Source organism: Prevotella histicola, assembly GCF_055385135.1.
Map to the genome: position 1 here is coordinate 1,406,984 of NZ_AP043793.1, position 15,075 is coordinate 1,422,058.

At 41.1% G+C, this 15,075-nt stretch carries 11 protein-coding genes; 1 reads left to right on the forward strand and 10 read right to left on the reverse strand.

Annotated features, from left to right (window positions below):
* Window positions 1-42 precede the first annotated feature (42 nt).
* The 5 genes from ACZ48L_RS05820 to pckA all read right to left on the reverse strand — a co-directional run bounded on the left by ACZ48L_RS05820 (window position 43) and on the right by pckA (window position 7,712).
* Window positions 43-2,661, reverse strand: a complete 2,619-nt coding sequence (locus ACZ48L_RS05820; protein WP_025792617.1) for a BamA/OMP85 family outer membrane protein — start codon at window positions 2,659-2,661, stop codon at window positions 43-45.
* 12 nt (window positions 2,662-2,673) lie between these two features.
* Window positions 2,674-3,423 (reverse strand): isoprenyl transferase, encoded by a 750-nt coding sequence (locus tag ACZ48L_RS05825; RefSeq protein ID WP_025792615.1) that lies wholly within the window; start codon window positions 3,421-3,423, stop codon window positions 2,674-2,676.
* A gap of 55 nt (window positions 3,424-3,478) precedes the next feature.
* Entirely contained in the window at window positions 3,479-4,171 is a 693-nt protein-coding gene (porG, locus tag ACZ48L_RS05830) for a type IX secretion system protein PorG (protein ID WP_025792613.1), read from the reverse strand.
* Between the two features lie 19 nt (window positions 4,172-4,190).
* Window positions 4,191-5,567 carry a DUF6242 domain-containing protein gene (locus tag ACZ48L_RS05835; protein WP_025792611.1) on the reverse strand — a complete coding sequence of 459 codons (1,377 nt, stop codon included), beginning with the start codon at window positions 5,565-5,567 and terminating at the stop codon, window positions 4,191-4,193.
* Between the two features lie 531 nt (window positions 5,568-6,098).
* Window positions 6,099-7,712 (reverse strand): phosphoenolpyruvate carboxykinase (ATP), encoded by a 1,614-nt coding sequence (gene pckA / locus ACZ48L_RS05840; protein WP_008823351.1) that lies wholly within the window; start codon window positions 7,710-7,712, stop codon window positions 6,099-6,101.
* 279 nt (window positions 7,713-7,991) lie between these two features.
* Between pckA and upp the strand changes: the two genes are divergently transcribed.
* Window positions 7,992-8,651: a uracil phosphoribosyltransferase gene (gene upp / locus ACZ48L_RS05845; protein ID WP_008823352.1), complete on the forward strand. Its 660-nt coding sequence runs from the start codon at window positions 7,992-7,994 to the stop codon at window positions 8,649-8,651.
* A 135-nt stretch (window positions 8,652-8,786) separates the two neighbouring features.
* On the opposite strand, the gene ACZ48L_RS05850 is transcribed toward upp, so the two are convergent.
* The 5 genes from ACZ48L_RS05850 to ACZ48L_RS05870 form a co-directional block, all read right to left on the reverse strand.
* Window positions 8,787-9,428, reverse strand: coding sequence for a hypothetical protein (locus ACZ48L_RS05850; RefSeq protein ID WP_025792608.1), 642 nt, complete (start codon window positions 9,426-9,428; stop codon window positions 8,787-8,789).
* A 407-nt stretch (window positions 9,429-9,835) separates the two neighbouring features.
* Window positions 9,836-10,669 carry a LytTR family DNA-binding domain-containing protein gene (locus tag ACZ48L_RS05855; RefSeq protein WP_025792606.1) on the reverse strand — a complete coding sequence of 278 codons (834 nt, stop codon included), beginning with the start codon at window positions 10,667-10,669 and terminating at the stop codon, window positions 9,836-9,838.
* Between the two features lie 77 nt (window positions 10,670-10,746).
* Window positions 10,747-11,757: a 2-oxoacid:ferredoxin oxidoreductase subunit beta gene (locus ACZ48L_RS05860; RefSeq protein WP_311563223.1), complete on the reverse strand. Its 1,011-nt coding sequence runs from the start codon at window positions 11,755-11,757 to the stop codon at window positions 10,747-10,749.
* 189 nt (window positions 11,758-11,946) lie between these two features.
* Window positions 11,947-13,845: a 2-oxoacid:acceptor oxidoreductase subunit alpha gene (locus tag ACZ48L_RS05865; protein ID WP_464721964.1), complete on the reverse strand. Its 1,899-nt coding sequence runs from the start codon at window positions 13,843-13,845 to the stop codon at window positions 11,947-11,949.
* A gap of 77 nt (window positions 13,846-13,922) precedes the next feature.
* Window positions 13,923-14,807 (reverse strand): glycoside hydrolase family 16 protein, encoded by an 885-nt coding sequence (locus ACZ48L_RS05870; protein ID WP_025792604.1) that lies wholly within the window; start codon window positions 14,805-14,807, stop codon window positions 13,923-13,925.
* Window positions 14,808-15,075 lie beyond the last annotated feature (268 nt).

Genomic DNA, 15,075 nt, shown 5'->3' on the forward strand with positions numbered 1-15,075 from the left:
CTCTTCTTAATGTTCAACGACTAAACATGAAAGTTCATTCCATTAAAACTCTTGTCCAAGGATGAAGTGGAATTGACTTCCACCCTTCTGACCAAAGACTTTATCGAATCCATAAGCCCAATCAATACCCATCAATCCAACCATTGGGAGGAATATACGTACACCAATACCTGCTGAACGTTTCATATCAAATGGATTGAACTTACTTGTTTCTGTCCATGCATTACCAGCCTCAACAAATCCTAATCCATAGATGGTAGTATTACCCAAAAGGAACGGATAACGAAGTTCGAGTGAGAAGCGATCATAAGCATAGCCCTCTGCACCATAAGGAGTAAGAGACCCATTCTCATAACCACGCAAGCCGACAGTTTCTTCTGCATATCCTGTAGAATATCCACTCATACCATCACCACCCATATAATAGGTTTCAAACGGACTCTTCTTATGTTTATTATAGCTTCCTAACAAACCAAATTCAACTCGTGTTACCAAGACAAAGCACTTCTGTCCATTTGTAAGAGCAGTAAAAGTACGAGCCTTGAACTTCCACTTATGATACTCTACCCAACGATATTTCTCTTGTTGTTCTTTTGAATAGGTCGGAGAATTACGATCCGTTGCCAAGTGTGCATAGTCCTTGCCATCCCACTTTGACCAAGGTGGAGTTATCGTCAGTGATACAGTAAAGTCTGAACCACGACGTGGGAAGAGCTGGTTATCTGTTGACGTACGATTGAGCGAAACGTTTAAATTAAGGTTATTTGCTGAACCATTTGACATAATGAAATAACGCCAATTACGCAACATATAACGTTGATATTGCAATTGTAGAGAAAGTGTAAAGTAGTCATCAGGCCAGTTCAAGCGCTTACCCCAACCAACATAGATACCCAACAACTTCACATACTTATCAGGATCATAATAGTTCTGATAATTATTATAATTATAATTGCCATACCCATACAGGTAATTATTATAATTATTCATGTAAGCACTATTATAGTAATTGCTTGAGACATCAGTCTGCTTAGAATAAGAAACACCAACACTAAACTGAATAGGACGCTTACCACCCAACCAGTTAGTTGAATACTGTGCATTATATGACTGATAGTAAGTACCGTTTGTCTGTGCTCCCAATGACAATGTTTCACCATCTCCAATAGGCAGAATACCTCGATGTTCACGATTTCTACGGAAGAGGTTTGCCATTGAGAAGTTGTTCAACTTCAAACCAACTCGGCCTATAACACCTGTCTGTCCCCAGCCTAGCGAGAGCTCTACCTGATCATTTGACTTCTGCTTAAGGTTGTAATTAATATCTACCGTACCGTCTTCGTAGTTTGGCTTTGGTACAGGATTGATAGCTTCAGGGTCAAAATGTCCCATAGATGCTAACTCACGTGCAGAACGTTGGAGAGCTTCTTTCGAGAAGAGATCACCAGGCTTTGTACGTAACTCACGACGCACGACATTCTCATAAAGACGGTCATTACCATTAATCGTCACTCGATTGATATGTGCTTGCTGTCCTTCATAGATACGCATCTCAAGATCTATCGAGTCACCCACAATATTTACTTCCGTCGGTTGAAGGTTATAGAAGAGATAACCATTGTTCCAATAAGCATTTCCAACGGCATCTTCATCTTGAGAAAGACGCTTATTCAAATAAGTTTGATTATACACATCACCCTTCTTCATATCAAGAAGACGTGAAAGATAATCGCTCGAATAAACAGTATTTCCCACCCATGTAATATTGCGGATATAATACTTTTTACCCTCATCAACTTTTACATAGACATCAACATGCTTTGGATCAACATTCCATACACTGTCTTTCAAGATCGTTGCATCACGATATCCATACTCGTTGTACTTCGTAATAAGATTTTTCTTATCTTCCGTCCAACGCTCTGGAGTGAACTTTTTCGACTTCAGAATGTTCTCTAATTTACCTGCTTCATGGGTCTTGGTAAAAGCACCTTTAGTGAATAATGTACCTTTGATCTTATTATCAGATAAATGTTCATTACCCTCAATGATGATTTGACGTACCTTTAACTTCTCCTTTTTATCGACATCGATATCAAGAATAACCTGATTCTTATTAAGAACATCATCCCTTTGCCGAATCGAAATAACAGCATTCTTATAGCCCTTATCGTCAAAGTACTTCTTAGCAAGTACTTTTGCGCGGTCAATCATATTCGGAGTTATCTGTCCACCCTTAACAAGTCCCAACTTTTTCTCCATATCTTCTCTTTCACTCTTCTTCAATCCATTGTAATTAATGGTTGAGATTCGTGGACGAGGAGAAAGATGAATCTTCAAATAAATATTATCTCCAACGATAGAATCAGCTGTTATAGAGACATCAGAGAAGAGACCATGCTTCCAATAACGCTTCACAGCATCAGTAATAGCAGTACCAGGCACCTCTATCTGCTGCCCGACACTAAGCCCCGATATACCTGTAAGAACATAGTCTTCATAACCATCAATACCTGTCACAGCTAATCCAGCCAACTTATAAGTATGTGGATTACCTCCATAACTGATATCTGGGTTTACGATTTTCTCTTGTGCCCTCGTTGTAAGACTCATCCCAGAGGCGAGAGCAAGGAGTATCAATACCTTATTTATATTAGTCATCTATCGTGTAACTTATTTATTTTCATTTTCAATTTGTTTCTCAGTCTTTCCGAAACGGCGTTGCCGCTGCTGAAAACTTCCAATAGCTTTATGCAGATCCAGCTCATCAAAGTCTGGCCAATAAGTATCACAGAAGTAAAGTTCAGAGTAAGCAATCTGCCATAACAGATAATTGGAGATACGCAACTCACCCCCTGTTCTTATCAGCAAGTCGGGATCTGGCATAAAATTAGTCTGTAGGTGACGACTAATAACATCTTCTGTTATCATTTCTGGCTGAATAAAGCTGCTACTATCTAGCTGATGTTCTGCAATAATCTCCCTCATTGCCTTCGTAATCTCCCAACGTGCACTATAGCTTAAAGCTACCACCATGGTCATTGCTGAGTTCTTTGCGGTATGTTCTTCCGTCTCATGCAGTTTATTCTGTACCTCTTGTGGCAAACGTGCGATATCGCCAATCACTCGAAAACGCACATTATTCTTCATAAAAATTTCGTCCTCCAGCGATGTAAGGACCAGTCCCATCAAGGCAGCTACCTCATCAGAAGGACGACTCCAGTTCTCAGTAGAGAATGTATAGAGCGTTAAATACTTCACGCCAAGCCGAACACACTCAGAAGTGATACGACGAACCGTATCCACTCCAGCCTGATGACCATATGAACGAGGCTTATTTCGTTCAGTTGCCCAACGACCATTACCATCCATAATGATAGCTATATGCTCAGGTATTCGCGTCATGTCTATTCCTTCTGTCATATATTTGAAGAGATAACCTTTTCTTTTGTTTTACTTATTATCGTCCACAGCCTGTCTATTCATCCTCATTATGACATGTACGGCACTTTGCCGAGAAGCTATACGAGAATGTTAGCTGAAGTGTTGAGTAACAATCAGTATTCTTAAAGAGCCCACTACTTTTTATACCATAAGGATCTTTCTGACCATCCAACTCATCACTAAGAGAGAAATGCATAGCCCATTCCAACCCAATATTCGTTCGTTCCCCAATCTTGTACTTAACTCCTACTCCAATAGGAAGATTAGCCGTAAATGCAGATTTACGATCCCCATTATCTATCTTCACATACGTAGCGCCCAATCCTATTGTTACATAAGGAGACAAACGCTGAGCACCACGATAATCATGACCTGTCCCATATGGGAGAAAATTATACTCATAAGCCAATCCTACATCGACTAAAGAGTTATTAAAAGTATAGGGAGCTGATGCAAACCTTGGATAATATGTCTTCACATCAGCTGAAGAACCTTTCATTTTCCCAAACGAAACATTCATTTTAAACCCCATATAAGGACTGAGATTGTATCGTGCAAGTACAGTCCCCATAGGTTGTAAATCTTTAAAAAGTGAACTATTAAAGTCACCAAGATACCCCATCATTCCGACACCAGCACCAATCTCCATCTTATATTCAGGATCTGTCTGTGCCAATACCGGTACAGAGCTAAACAGAATAAGAAGACTTATGACACTTCGCCTCATAATTGAGTCCTTTCATTTATTATTCAGTAGCACTGCTCAGATTAATATCCCATGCCACTCTATTTAACCTTCCACGCCACACTTTACTACCACTAATAATCCAAACAAACTGTTTTTTATCAACAGCAGCAGTAAACGTATTACCAAGACGCACATCTTTAGGATATGAGAAGGCAGCATCACTCGCCCAAGTTATACCTCCATCACGTGACAAAAGCATCTGAGCTGCCTCGTTACTTGCTGTCAAGCCCATTGCTAAAGCTGCATTATCATAACGAACAACCGTAAGATGCTTGTATACTGGTAACAAATATCTGCTCATGTTACTTTCAACAAGAGTCCACTGATTAGCAATACTGGAGGTATTACTATCTGACAATCTTGTCCATACAACGCTTTTTCCCGCAGCTGTTTGTCCTACAAGCATCACATGACTAACATTCTCATTACCAGTTGCTGATGAAAGAACATAACTAACATTGTTTACTGGCAGATAAGATGCATCACTGTCGAGCGATTCATTTGCCCATGTCAATCCACCATCCTTTGATACAACAAGTTTATCATTAGTGGTAAGAGCAAATAACTCTGAAGATGATGCGGCTACAAGTTGCTTAAGATTACCATTTGTCGCAACCACAGCCCAAGTGTTACCATCAGTTGAGGTCAGCACCTGATTGTTATCAACCGCAAAAAGTTTACTGCCCTGTGACAAGATTCCCTTATAAGCATTTGCCGAGAAAGTCTTATTAAGTCTTACCCAGCTATTACCATCTGTTATTGACGTTGTATATCCAACTGTTTGTGAACCATTTGTACCAAAGACAAATAACTTGTCGCCAACACTCACAGTCTTCATTGTTGTCAGACTTGCAAAGTTGCTATTATCACGCATTGCTGTCCAAGTAAAGACATTACCCTTCTGTTTATGAGCATTAACAGAGATTCTATAATCACGATAACTGTCCCCTGAAGCTGAATACACACGGAACTTTATTGGTTGCGTAAAGTCCAAAGAGTCATTCTCCGAATAATAATACTGCTTACCATCCTTATTAGACGTGAAAACGACTGTCCCAAAATTCTTGGTTGAAACCTTTGTCAATACATGTGCAACATCTGTCCCATAGGGCAAAGAATCTGGATTATATATTAATCCTTGTGCCTGATCAATATAGAACTTGACCTTACTTGCATTGAATTTCTTTTTATAAACACTATCCCGACCATCCTTTGTAACAGTATCACGGACCTGTGTTAGCTGTCCTAAAGAGAAAGCCGTTATCGCTGTGTCGTTATAAGTTGTTGTCTTGTTATCACTTTCATCTTTCAAACATGAAGACAACGTGAATGTGGTCAACATAAGAGCCACAAGGAAATATATCTTATTACTCATCAGATACTAATTAATGAATTTAACTGCAAATATAATCAGAATTCTTCAGAATAAGCTTCTTTTACGAGGTTAATTATGCAAAATATTGAAATTCTACTTGATTTTTTAAGTTTGTTTAGGATTAAAAAAGAAGACAGTGCAATCTACTCACACTGTCTTCCTTACAGAAACTTAACGAATATTGCTGAATGTCAGCGCTATAATACTGAGAATTGTCATAACCATGACACCTCCAAGTAATAGCATCGTCTCGGAATCTAATAACATGTTTCTATGATTTAAATACTATACTAAAAGCTAACCATTCGTTGGTTGCTGTTCAAAAGATGGTACAAAGATACAGACAACCAAGACATTTTCCTCACTTCTGCAGGAAGTATTCATACTTTAACAACTTATTTTGACTTACATCAAAGTATCAAGCACGACAAAAACACCTACAAAAACACCAAATTTATAACAAAAAAACTCCTACTCACAGTAATGTGAGTAGGAGTTATCATTATTTATTCAGAAGTTCTTCTGAGAAAATTAGAGCTGTGGACCAGCTGCTACGAGAGCCTTACCAGCCTCGTTGTTCTCATACTTCTTGAAGTTCTTGATGAAACGAGCTGCGAGGTCCTTAGCCTTCTCATCCCACTGAGCTGCATCAGCGTAAGTGTCACGTGGATCGAGGATCTCAGTAGCAACACCTTCGAGCTTTGTAGGAACAGTGAAGTCGAAGTAAGGAATCTGCTTTGTTGGAGCAGCGTCGATTGAGTGGTTCAAGATAGCGTCGATGATACCACGAGTATCGCGGATAGAAATACGCTTGCCTGTACCGTTCCAACCAGTGTTAACTAAGTAAGCCTTAGCGCCACTCTGCTGCATCTTCTTAACCAACTCCTCAGCATACTTTGTTGGATGGAGCTCCAAGAATGCCTGACCGAAGCAAGCAGAGAATGTTGGAGTAGGCTCTGTGATACCACGCTCAGTACCAGCCAACTTAGCTGTGAAGCCAGAGAGGAAGTAATACTTAGTCTGCTCTGGAGTCAAGATTGATACTGGAGGCAATACACCGAATGCATCAGCTGAAAGGAAGATTACCTGCTTAGCAGCTGGACCCTGTGACTCAGGACGCTGGATGTTCTTAATATGATAGATTGGGTAAGAAACACGAGTGTTCTCAGTTACGCTCTTATCAGCGAAATCAATCTTACCATTCTTGTCAACAGTTACGTTCTCGAGGAGAGCATCACGTGTGATAGCACCGTAGATGTCTGGCTCTGACTCCTTATCAAGGTTGATAACCTTAGCATAGCAACCACCTTCGTAGTTGAAGATACCCTTGTCATCCCATCCGTGCTCGTCATCACCGATGAGCTTACGCTTTGGATCAGTAGAAAGAGTAGTCTTACCTGTACCAGAAAGACCGAAGAAGATAGCAGTGTTCTCGCCGTTCATGTCAGTGTTAGCAGAGCAGTGCATAGAAGCCATACCCTTCAATGGCAAGAAGTAGTTCATCATAGAGAACATACCCTTCTTCATCTCACCACCGTACCATGTGTTAACAATTACCTGCTCCTTAGATGTTACGTTGAACATTACACAAGTCTCTGAATGGAGACCAAGCTCCTTCCAGTTCTCAACCTTAGCCTTAGAAGCATTGTAAACGATGAAGTCTGGCTCCTGATCGAAGTCTGCCTCTGACTTTGGACGGATGAACATGTTTGTTACAAAGTGAGCCTGCCAAGCAACCTCAACGATGAAACGAATCTTCATACGTGTATCCTTGTGTGTACCGCAGAAACCATCAACTACGAAAAGGCGCTTGTTAGAAAGCTCTTTCTTAGCGATGTCCTTAACAGCTGTCCAAGCTTCTTTAGTTGCACGATGGTTATCGTTATGGTACTCCTCAGAATCCCACCATACTGTATCATGAGAGTTCTCATCATCAACGATGAACTTATCTTTAGGAGAACGACCAGTGTAGATACCAGTCATTACGTTGATAGCACCAAGCTCAGTCTCGTAACCCTTTTCATAGCCCTCAAGACCTTCCTTTGTTTCCTCATTGAACAATACCTCATAAGAAGGATTGTAAAGTACTTCTGTTGTACCAGTAATTCCGTACTTCTCAAGTACGCTCTTATCAAACTTTGCCATTTCGTTAAATGTATTTAGTTGAAAATTGATTTTATCCTTAGCTTTTTACGTCTCCTAACAAAGACACCGCAAAGGTAATATAATTATTAACTCCAAACAAAAAATAGCAAGAAAAATGTTCCTAAGTATCCTTCTGCAAGGTTAAAGATGTTAAAAAAAACAAGACCATCGGTATATTTGTAAATCAGACGTTGCAAAAATTCGGAGAATTGTTTAATTTTGCCGAAATTTTGCATGGTGGGTTACATCCCCATACACCTAAAACATCTAAAAATAAAAATGGAAATCATCAACTTTTCAGAACAGAATTCCATCATCAACCAGTACCTGGCTGAGATTCGTGACAAGGATTATCAGAAGAACAGACTGCTCTTTCGCAACAATGTTATGCGTATTGGAGAGTTTGAAGCCTTTGAGATTTCGAAGACATTGAACTACGAATCTAAGGACGTCATTACTCCTTTAGGAACAGCAAAGGTTCAAGTTCCGACTGATAAGATTGTCCTTGCTACTATCTTCCGCGCCGGATTGCCTTTTCATAATGGCTTTTTAAACATCTTCGACCACGCTGGCAATGCTTTTGTCAGCGCTTATCGTGAATATAAGGATGCGGCTCATCATGAGGTAGGAATCCACGTTGAGTATCTCGCTACACCTGACATCAATGGCAAGACACTTATCATTGCCGATCCAATGCTGGCTACTGGCGGTTCTATGGAGTTGGGATACAAGGCTATTTTATCCAAAGGTACACCTCGCCACGTACACGTTGCATGCTTATTGGCTACACCAGAGGGCATTGCACACATCAAGAAAACGTTCCCAGAAGACTCAACAACGATCTGGTGCGCAGCTATTGATGAAGGGCTAAACGAGCATAAATACATTGTTCCTGGCTTCGGTGATGCTGGCGATCTTTGCTTTGGTGAGAAGCTGTAAGGCTTATCTTTGAACGCTAAGAGTAATGAAAACAACGGAGATCACTTATTAAAATTAGGGTTTATCACAGCCCATAACAAAACAAAGGACGATAAAGATCAACATCTTTACCGTCCTTTGTTTATTTAAGAACACTTACTTCAGTTTATAAATATCCATCACTTCGCGCCCCCATGCTGGCTGCAGACCAGTAGTTTTCTCACTTGCAAAGAGTTGTTGGATGGTTGTTAACTCCTTGGGATCATTCATACTCGGACGCCCTGTAGCTTTACTGAGCTTATCAAGGAAGATGTAAAGAAGAAGATGTGCACGTGGATTACTTGGATTTACACCAATAGCCGACTTGTAACCGATGATTGCATCCGTACAATATCGTTTACAATTTTCAGAGGGATTCCGTACGATGAGTGCCGTATAATATAACCCTTGGAGCACCAAAACCTCAGAACGGTCAACACCTTCTTTCGACTGTAAAGCGTCTACATCATTCTTCACTGCATCAATGAAGAGAGAGGAATGACTATCCTCTGGGAAACGAACAGCATACTGAAGAGCATAAAGCGTGCGATAATACATGGGGAGCCAGGTATTAGGATACTGTGCCTCAACATGCTTCAACGCATCCATACCTTTTAATACTGACGAGGCATTGTCGGCATTAACACTACGGAGCACGGTCCCTAACGCTGTCTCAAACTGTGGATTGTTCTGTGCATTTACACTCGTTGCACACATAAAGGCAACCACGATAACGAACTTTGAAATCAGATTCTTCATACATTTAAATTTTTAAAGTGAAACATATTAATTTTAAAAGTTGAAATATAAATTTCTGATGCAAATGTATGAAGGCTTTTTTCTGCCTCCAAATAGTGGGGACAGACAACGAGAACATGGGCTATATAGCTATCAAAGACGCTGAAATACTACGTTTTGGGACGAATGAATAACATTAAAAAAGTACGTCAAAGAGTACAAAACAAGGGACAGAAGAGCCGCTCTCAGAAGATAGAAGTCCCTTCTCCAGAAAATTACAAAGGCTTTGTAGAAAGATTACAAGGCCTTTGTAATACTTCTACAAGGCGTCTGTAATACTTCTACAAGCGCCTTGTAATTTTCTGTAATAGCACAAAATGAATTCTAAAAGGGGAATATTAACAGACTAAACGCAGCGTTTCCGCACACTAATCTACAAAAGAACGAAGCCCGGGGACAAATGAACGGGAGACGGGAATAATATCTTCACAACTAGAAAGGCGCAACTGATAACCATTAGAATTACCCTTTGCTGAAATGATATTATTGATATTAACAAGGAAAGAACGGTGACATTGGAAGATGTTTTCGTAAGGAAGACCACTTTTCAGAGCAGACAACGTTGAGCGAAGTTCCGTCTTTTCAACCCTTCCCTCTTTTATATAACATACGGAAACATTGTTTTTTCGTGATTCAATATAAAGCAAATCATTGATGGGTAATGTGAGATCAGCTCCTCGAAGATTCTGATCATGTAGGGTTATCATGACTCCTGCTTGCTCATCAGTAGTCTTTTTAATCAGCTCCTCCAGTCTGTTATTCAGTATTCTGTTCTTACTTAACAGCACAGAGAGTCCCATAACAAGTAGCCAAATGAGGAAAGTCCAGTAAAAGAACAACCCAAACAATGCCCAACTCAAGGGCTCGCCGAAGAAGAAAGCTGCATAGATAGTCATTGAAACAGCCATTGCCAATTCTGTAACAATACTATGCAAAAGGGAATAGCCATTGGTTATCTGCTGTTTTCTTTTTGACGTTCTGCCAAAGAAAAGAGCCGTACAGAGCCACTGAACACATACCGTCATCGCACCAAAACCAAGACACATAAGAAGAGTATTACCCTGATATTGACTGATACCAAAGGGTTGTAAAAGATAAAGAAACAAGAAAATGCCAATCCCTGACACCACATCTGTGCGCCAGTGATTGGCATTTGCCTGTAAAATACTCTTGCTATGTAGGAAAGAAGATAGTCTGTTCATGATGTATCATATGGTTATCAGATTACAAAGATACACCATTTCTCTTTCCCATGCAAGCTTCTTTTTGTCTTATTTTATTATTCTTTGACCTCCCATATATCGTTGGTTTCCAGCATTTCCATGAAGTTGTGGTAATGCTTCTGTGCCTTCACCTCCTCTATCTGTTGATTGACAGCAGCATCATAGGTAGGTGCTTCAACGTCACGGATGACTCCGAGTGCTATAGGGAAGCCGTCTTCATTACTCATCATGGCAAGTTTCAGCTGCAAAGTATTGTCCTGACAATGGGCATCATGTACGAGAATATCCTCTTTCTTCACACCATTCTCACCAATCTTCACCACCTTCAGGCCAAAACCTTCCTGTATAAGACCATATTCTTGGTTAGGTCCAAAGATCAAAGGTTCGCCATGTTTAACGTAGATAGCATTCTCTTTGCGTCCCTGAGAGGTATAAACGGAACTGTGACAGTTATCATTAAAGATGACACAATTCTGCAAAATCTCACATACGGCAGCACCTTTGTGCTGATAAGCAGCCTTCAGAATAGCAATAGTCTCATTATTGTCACTTGCCACACTACGTGCAAAGAAGTTACCACGCGCACCAAAACAGAGCTCTGCTGGGCGGAATGGGTCCTCCGTTGTACCGAAAGGACTGGACTTAGACACGAAGCCTCGTGGACTGGTTGGTGAATACTGACCCTTTGTCAAACCATAGATACGGTTATTCAGAAGGATCATATTCAGGTCAACATTACGGCGCATAGCGTGAATGAAGTGGTTACCACCGATGGCAAGAGCATCACCATCGCCCGAAACCTGCCATATAGTGAGGTTTGGATTGGTTACTTTCGCCCCTGTAGATATGGCTGCTGCACGACCATGAATGGTCTGCATGGCATAAGTGTTAGCATAATAAGGCAATCGGCTTGAGCATCCGATACCACTGATGACGGCCGTTTCATAAGGAGGAACGCCCAGTTCGGCCATTGCTTTCTGCAGACTGGCAAGGAAAAAGTGGTCACCACAACCTGGACACCAGCGTGGTTGGCCTTTCTTAAAGTCTTGTGCTGTATATTGATTCATGTCTTTTTTAATTTAAGGAGTTAGAGAAGTTAAAGGAGTTTGGGGAGTTATTGAAGACAAGAAGTTAGGGAGTCAGGATTTTAGACTTATCTAAACCTGATGTTATTTCTCCATAATAGAACCTGCTTTACAGCTAATTCCGACGCTTCTTAACCCATAACTCGCCAACTCATTCACTTATATACTCGTTTACTGAAGTATCTTTGTATAGAACGTACCACTCTCTTCTTTTGGCAATGGAGCCTTGAGGAGCTTCTCAAATGTAGTAACCAACTCGCTGACAACGAATGGTTGACCCTTAACTTGGTTATACTGATAAGGAGCGAAGTGGTTGATACGAATACGCAGAAGGGCTGCCAACTGACCAAGATTCTGCTCTGCTACAACAACTTTCTTATAACGAGCAAGCACTTCAGCAGTGTTCTTTGGTAACGGATTCACATACTTGAACTGTGCCAAAGCAACCTTATGACCTTTTGCACGCAACTCTTCCATTGCTGAATAGAGGTGACCATAACTACTTCCGAAGCCCACAATAAGGAGGTCAGCATCCTTTTCATCACCCAAAACCTTCAAGTCTGGCACAGGGATACGTGCCACCTTATCCCAACGAAGACGGTCCATCTTGTCGTGATTCTCAGGATCTGTAGAGATACTTCCCGTCTCTCCATCCTTCTCAAGACCACCAAGTATATGCGTATATCCCTCTGTTCCAGGGATAGCCCAGTAACGAGCGAGTGTCTCTGGGTCACGTTTGTATGGAGTATACTTATACTTCTGATCCTCAGTAACAAAGTGTGGATGAATCTCAGGCAGCTCTTCTATGTTCGGAAGTTTCCATGCTGACGAACCATTAGCAATGAAAGCATCAGTAAGAAGTACCACAGGTGTCATGTGTTCCAGTGCTATCTTGCACGCATTATAGGCTGCATCGAAACAATCTGTAGGGCTTGTTGCAGCAATAACAGGCATTGGACTCTCACCATTACGCCCATAAAGCACCTGTAACAGGTCGGTCTGCTCACTCTTTGTAGGCATACCTGTTGATGGACCACCACGTTGTACGTCAACGATAACCAATGGTAACTCATCGATAAGGGCAAGGTTCATGGCCTCACTCTTCAAACAAATACCAGGTCCAGAGGTTGATGTGGCAGCCAAAGCGCCTGCAAATGCAGCTCCGATAGCCGATGCACAACCTGCTATCTCGTCCTCACACTGAACCGTTGTTACACCCATTGACTTGTGTTTAGCCAACTCGTGAAGGATATCCGTTGCTGGTGTGATAGGATAAGAACCTAAGAACAAACGCAGACCAGCACGCTCTGCAGCAGCCATAAGGCCATAAGCAGTTGCCTTATTACCCGTAATATCCATGTAACGACCAGGCTCTTTCACTGCAGATTCTACCCGATAGGTGTTTGGAACAGATGCATGAACATTGTGTCCATAGTCATATCCAGCCTGAACAACACGTATATTAGCCTCAGCAATAGCAGGTTTCTTCTTGAATTTCTTCTCAAGGTAATTATTAACTAAGGTGAGATCACGGTTGAAAAGCCAGCAAACAAGACCTAAGGCAAACATGTTTCGGCACTTTAACATGGACTTATTGTCCATTCCAGTGTCTGCAAGACAGTCCTTGACCATCTTTGTTATCGGACAAGCTACCACCCGATCTGGGTCAATACCCATCTCTCCGAGGTAGTCATCACTACGAAACTCTGCCTTCTGAAGGTCACGCTGACCGAAAGAATCAGTATCAATAATGATTGTTCCATTAGGTTTACAGTGTCTATACTGCATCTTCAGTGCAGCAGCATTCATTGCTACAAGCACGTCACAACGGTCACCTGGGGTATAAACCTTACCTGCTCCAATGTGAACCTGGAACCCACTCACACCCGTTAAAGACCCTTGCGGGGCACGAATGTCTGCCGGATAGTCCGGAAATGTAGACACACCATTGCCCACTGTTGCCGAAACAGTGGTGAAAATGTTTCCCGCAAGCTGCATACCATCACCAGAATCACCAGAGAAATGTACTACAACATTGTCGAGTTCTTTCACTTCGATTTGTTCTTCCATAGATTATTTCTTTGTTTATGTTAGTATAATCATTTTTATTCTGATATTATATACTCCCTCAACATTGCTGTTAGAAATCAGCTTACAGCAGATTTTGCAACTTGAGGAATATCTTTTTTCTTCTGATAAACACGTATCCAATCAATCCGCATCTCATATGTATGCATGACATCTGGCATCTTTGCCCATGTACCATCGCCTACAGACTGATTGAGTATCAGGTAAAAATCAGACTTATCAAAGGGCCATTGCTCCTGACTATCGTTCTGTTTCTTATATTGATACACCTGTTTACCATCTGCAAAGAATGTCAAAACGTCCTTTTCCCATTCCAAAGCGTAGATGTGATAACGGTTCATTGGTAAGTTCACATTACCAGAATGCGTCTCATCAGGGTGACTCTTCGTCCATGCAGAATGTACTGTACTATAGGCTTTCTGCTCCGTATTTATCTGTTCAAAGATGTCTATCTCTCCTCCTTTTGGCCATGCCAACGCCGTTTTTGGCATCATCCAGATAGCTGGGAAGTTACCGACAAAAGGGTTAACAAGTGCTCGACATTCTACACGACCATAACGAAAAGCGAACTTCTGACTACTGTTAATACCACCTGTCAGCATGTCTACGTCATCTGTTGACCTGTTCGGATTAGGAATTGCACGCAGAACAAGATTCCCATCCTGTATGAAAGCAACCTTAGGAGAGTTGCTCAAGAAGCGTGCCCATGTCACTTTGGGACGGCGCACACAAGGCGTCCACACCTCAGGATCGGGCAATGTACCATCGGGTTTATTGAATTCATCTCTGAAAACAAGCACATATTCCGAACGCGAAGCAGCCGATTCCGTAACGCACAACTCACCTCCACCAGAAAAGCTAACGGCTTGTGCTGATGAGACTGCTACAAATAAGGCTATTAAAACCATTGCGAGCATCTGCTTGTTGCGTTTCTTTCGTGACATATTTAACAAAGATTCCACTGTAACAGCATGAACTATGGAGATTATGTTCTACTCATATAAATGAGTTTTTCACGTTCAATATCTGGCACAAGATTGATTCATACACCTCAACATCACATGTCAGAAATGCCATTCCACAGATTGTCTTTTTGTTTATGTTAGTATAACTGAGGACAAAAGTGCGAAATATTATTGATATAACAAAATGTTTTAAGGAGAAAAACACAATGAATTGATATTTAAAGTGTGCTTTTTAAAGATTTTTTCC

What these genes read in the sequence shown, in the direction of transcription:
- ACZ48L_RS05835 (WP_025792611.1), bottom strand. Translation starts at nt 5,567, where the DNA reads ATGAGTAATAAGATATATTTCCTTGTGGCTCTTATGTTGACCACATTC.
- porG (WP_025792613.1), bottom strand. Translation starts at nt 4,171, where the DNA reads ATGAGGCGAAGTGTCATAAGTCTTCTTATTCTGTTTAGCTCTGTACCG.
- ACZ48L_RS05865 (WP_464721964.1), bottom strand. Translation starts at nt 13,845, where the DNA reads ATGGAAGAACAAATCGAAGTGAAAGAACTCGACAATGTTGTAGTACAT.
- ACZ48L_RS05850 (WP_025792608.1), bottom strand. Translation starts at nt 9,428, where the DNA reads ATGAAGAATCTGATTTCAAAGTTCGTTATCGTGGTTGCCTTTATGTGT.
- ACZ48L_RS05870 (WP_025792604.1), bottom strand. Translation starts at nt 14,807, where the DNA reads ATGTCACGAAAGAAACGCAACAAGCAGATGCTCGCAATGGTTTTAATA.
- ACZ48L_RS05855 (WP_025792606.1), bottom strand. Translation starts at nt 10,669, where the DNA reads ATGAACAGACTATCTTCTTTCCTACATAGCAAGAGTATTTTACAGGCA.
- ACZ48L_RS05820 (WP_025792617.1), bottom strand. Translation starts at nt 2,661, where the DNA reads ATGACTAATATAAATAAGGTATTGATACTCCTTGCTCTCGCCTCTGGG.
- upp (WP_008823352.1), top strand. Translation starts at nt 7,992, where the DNA reads ATGGAAATCATCAACTTTTCAGAACAGAATTCCATCATCAACCAGTAC.
- pckA (WP_008823351.1), bottom strand. Translation starts at nt 7,712, where the DNA reads ATGGCAAAGTTTGATAAGAGCGTACTTGAGAAGTACGGAATTACTGGT.
- ACZ48L_RS05825 (WP_025792615.1), bottom strand. Translation starts at nt 3,423, where the DNA reads ATGACAGAAGGAATAGACATGACGCGAATACCTGAGCATATAGCTATC.
- ACZ48L_RS05860 (WP_311563223.1), bottom strand. Translation starts at nt 11,757, where the DNA reads ATGAATCAATATACAGCACAAGACTTTAAGAAAGGCCAACCACGCTGG.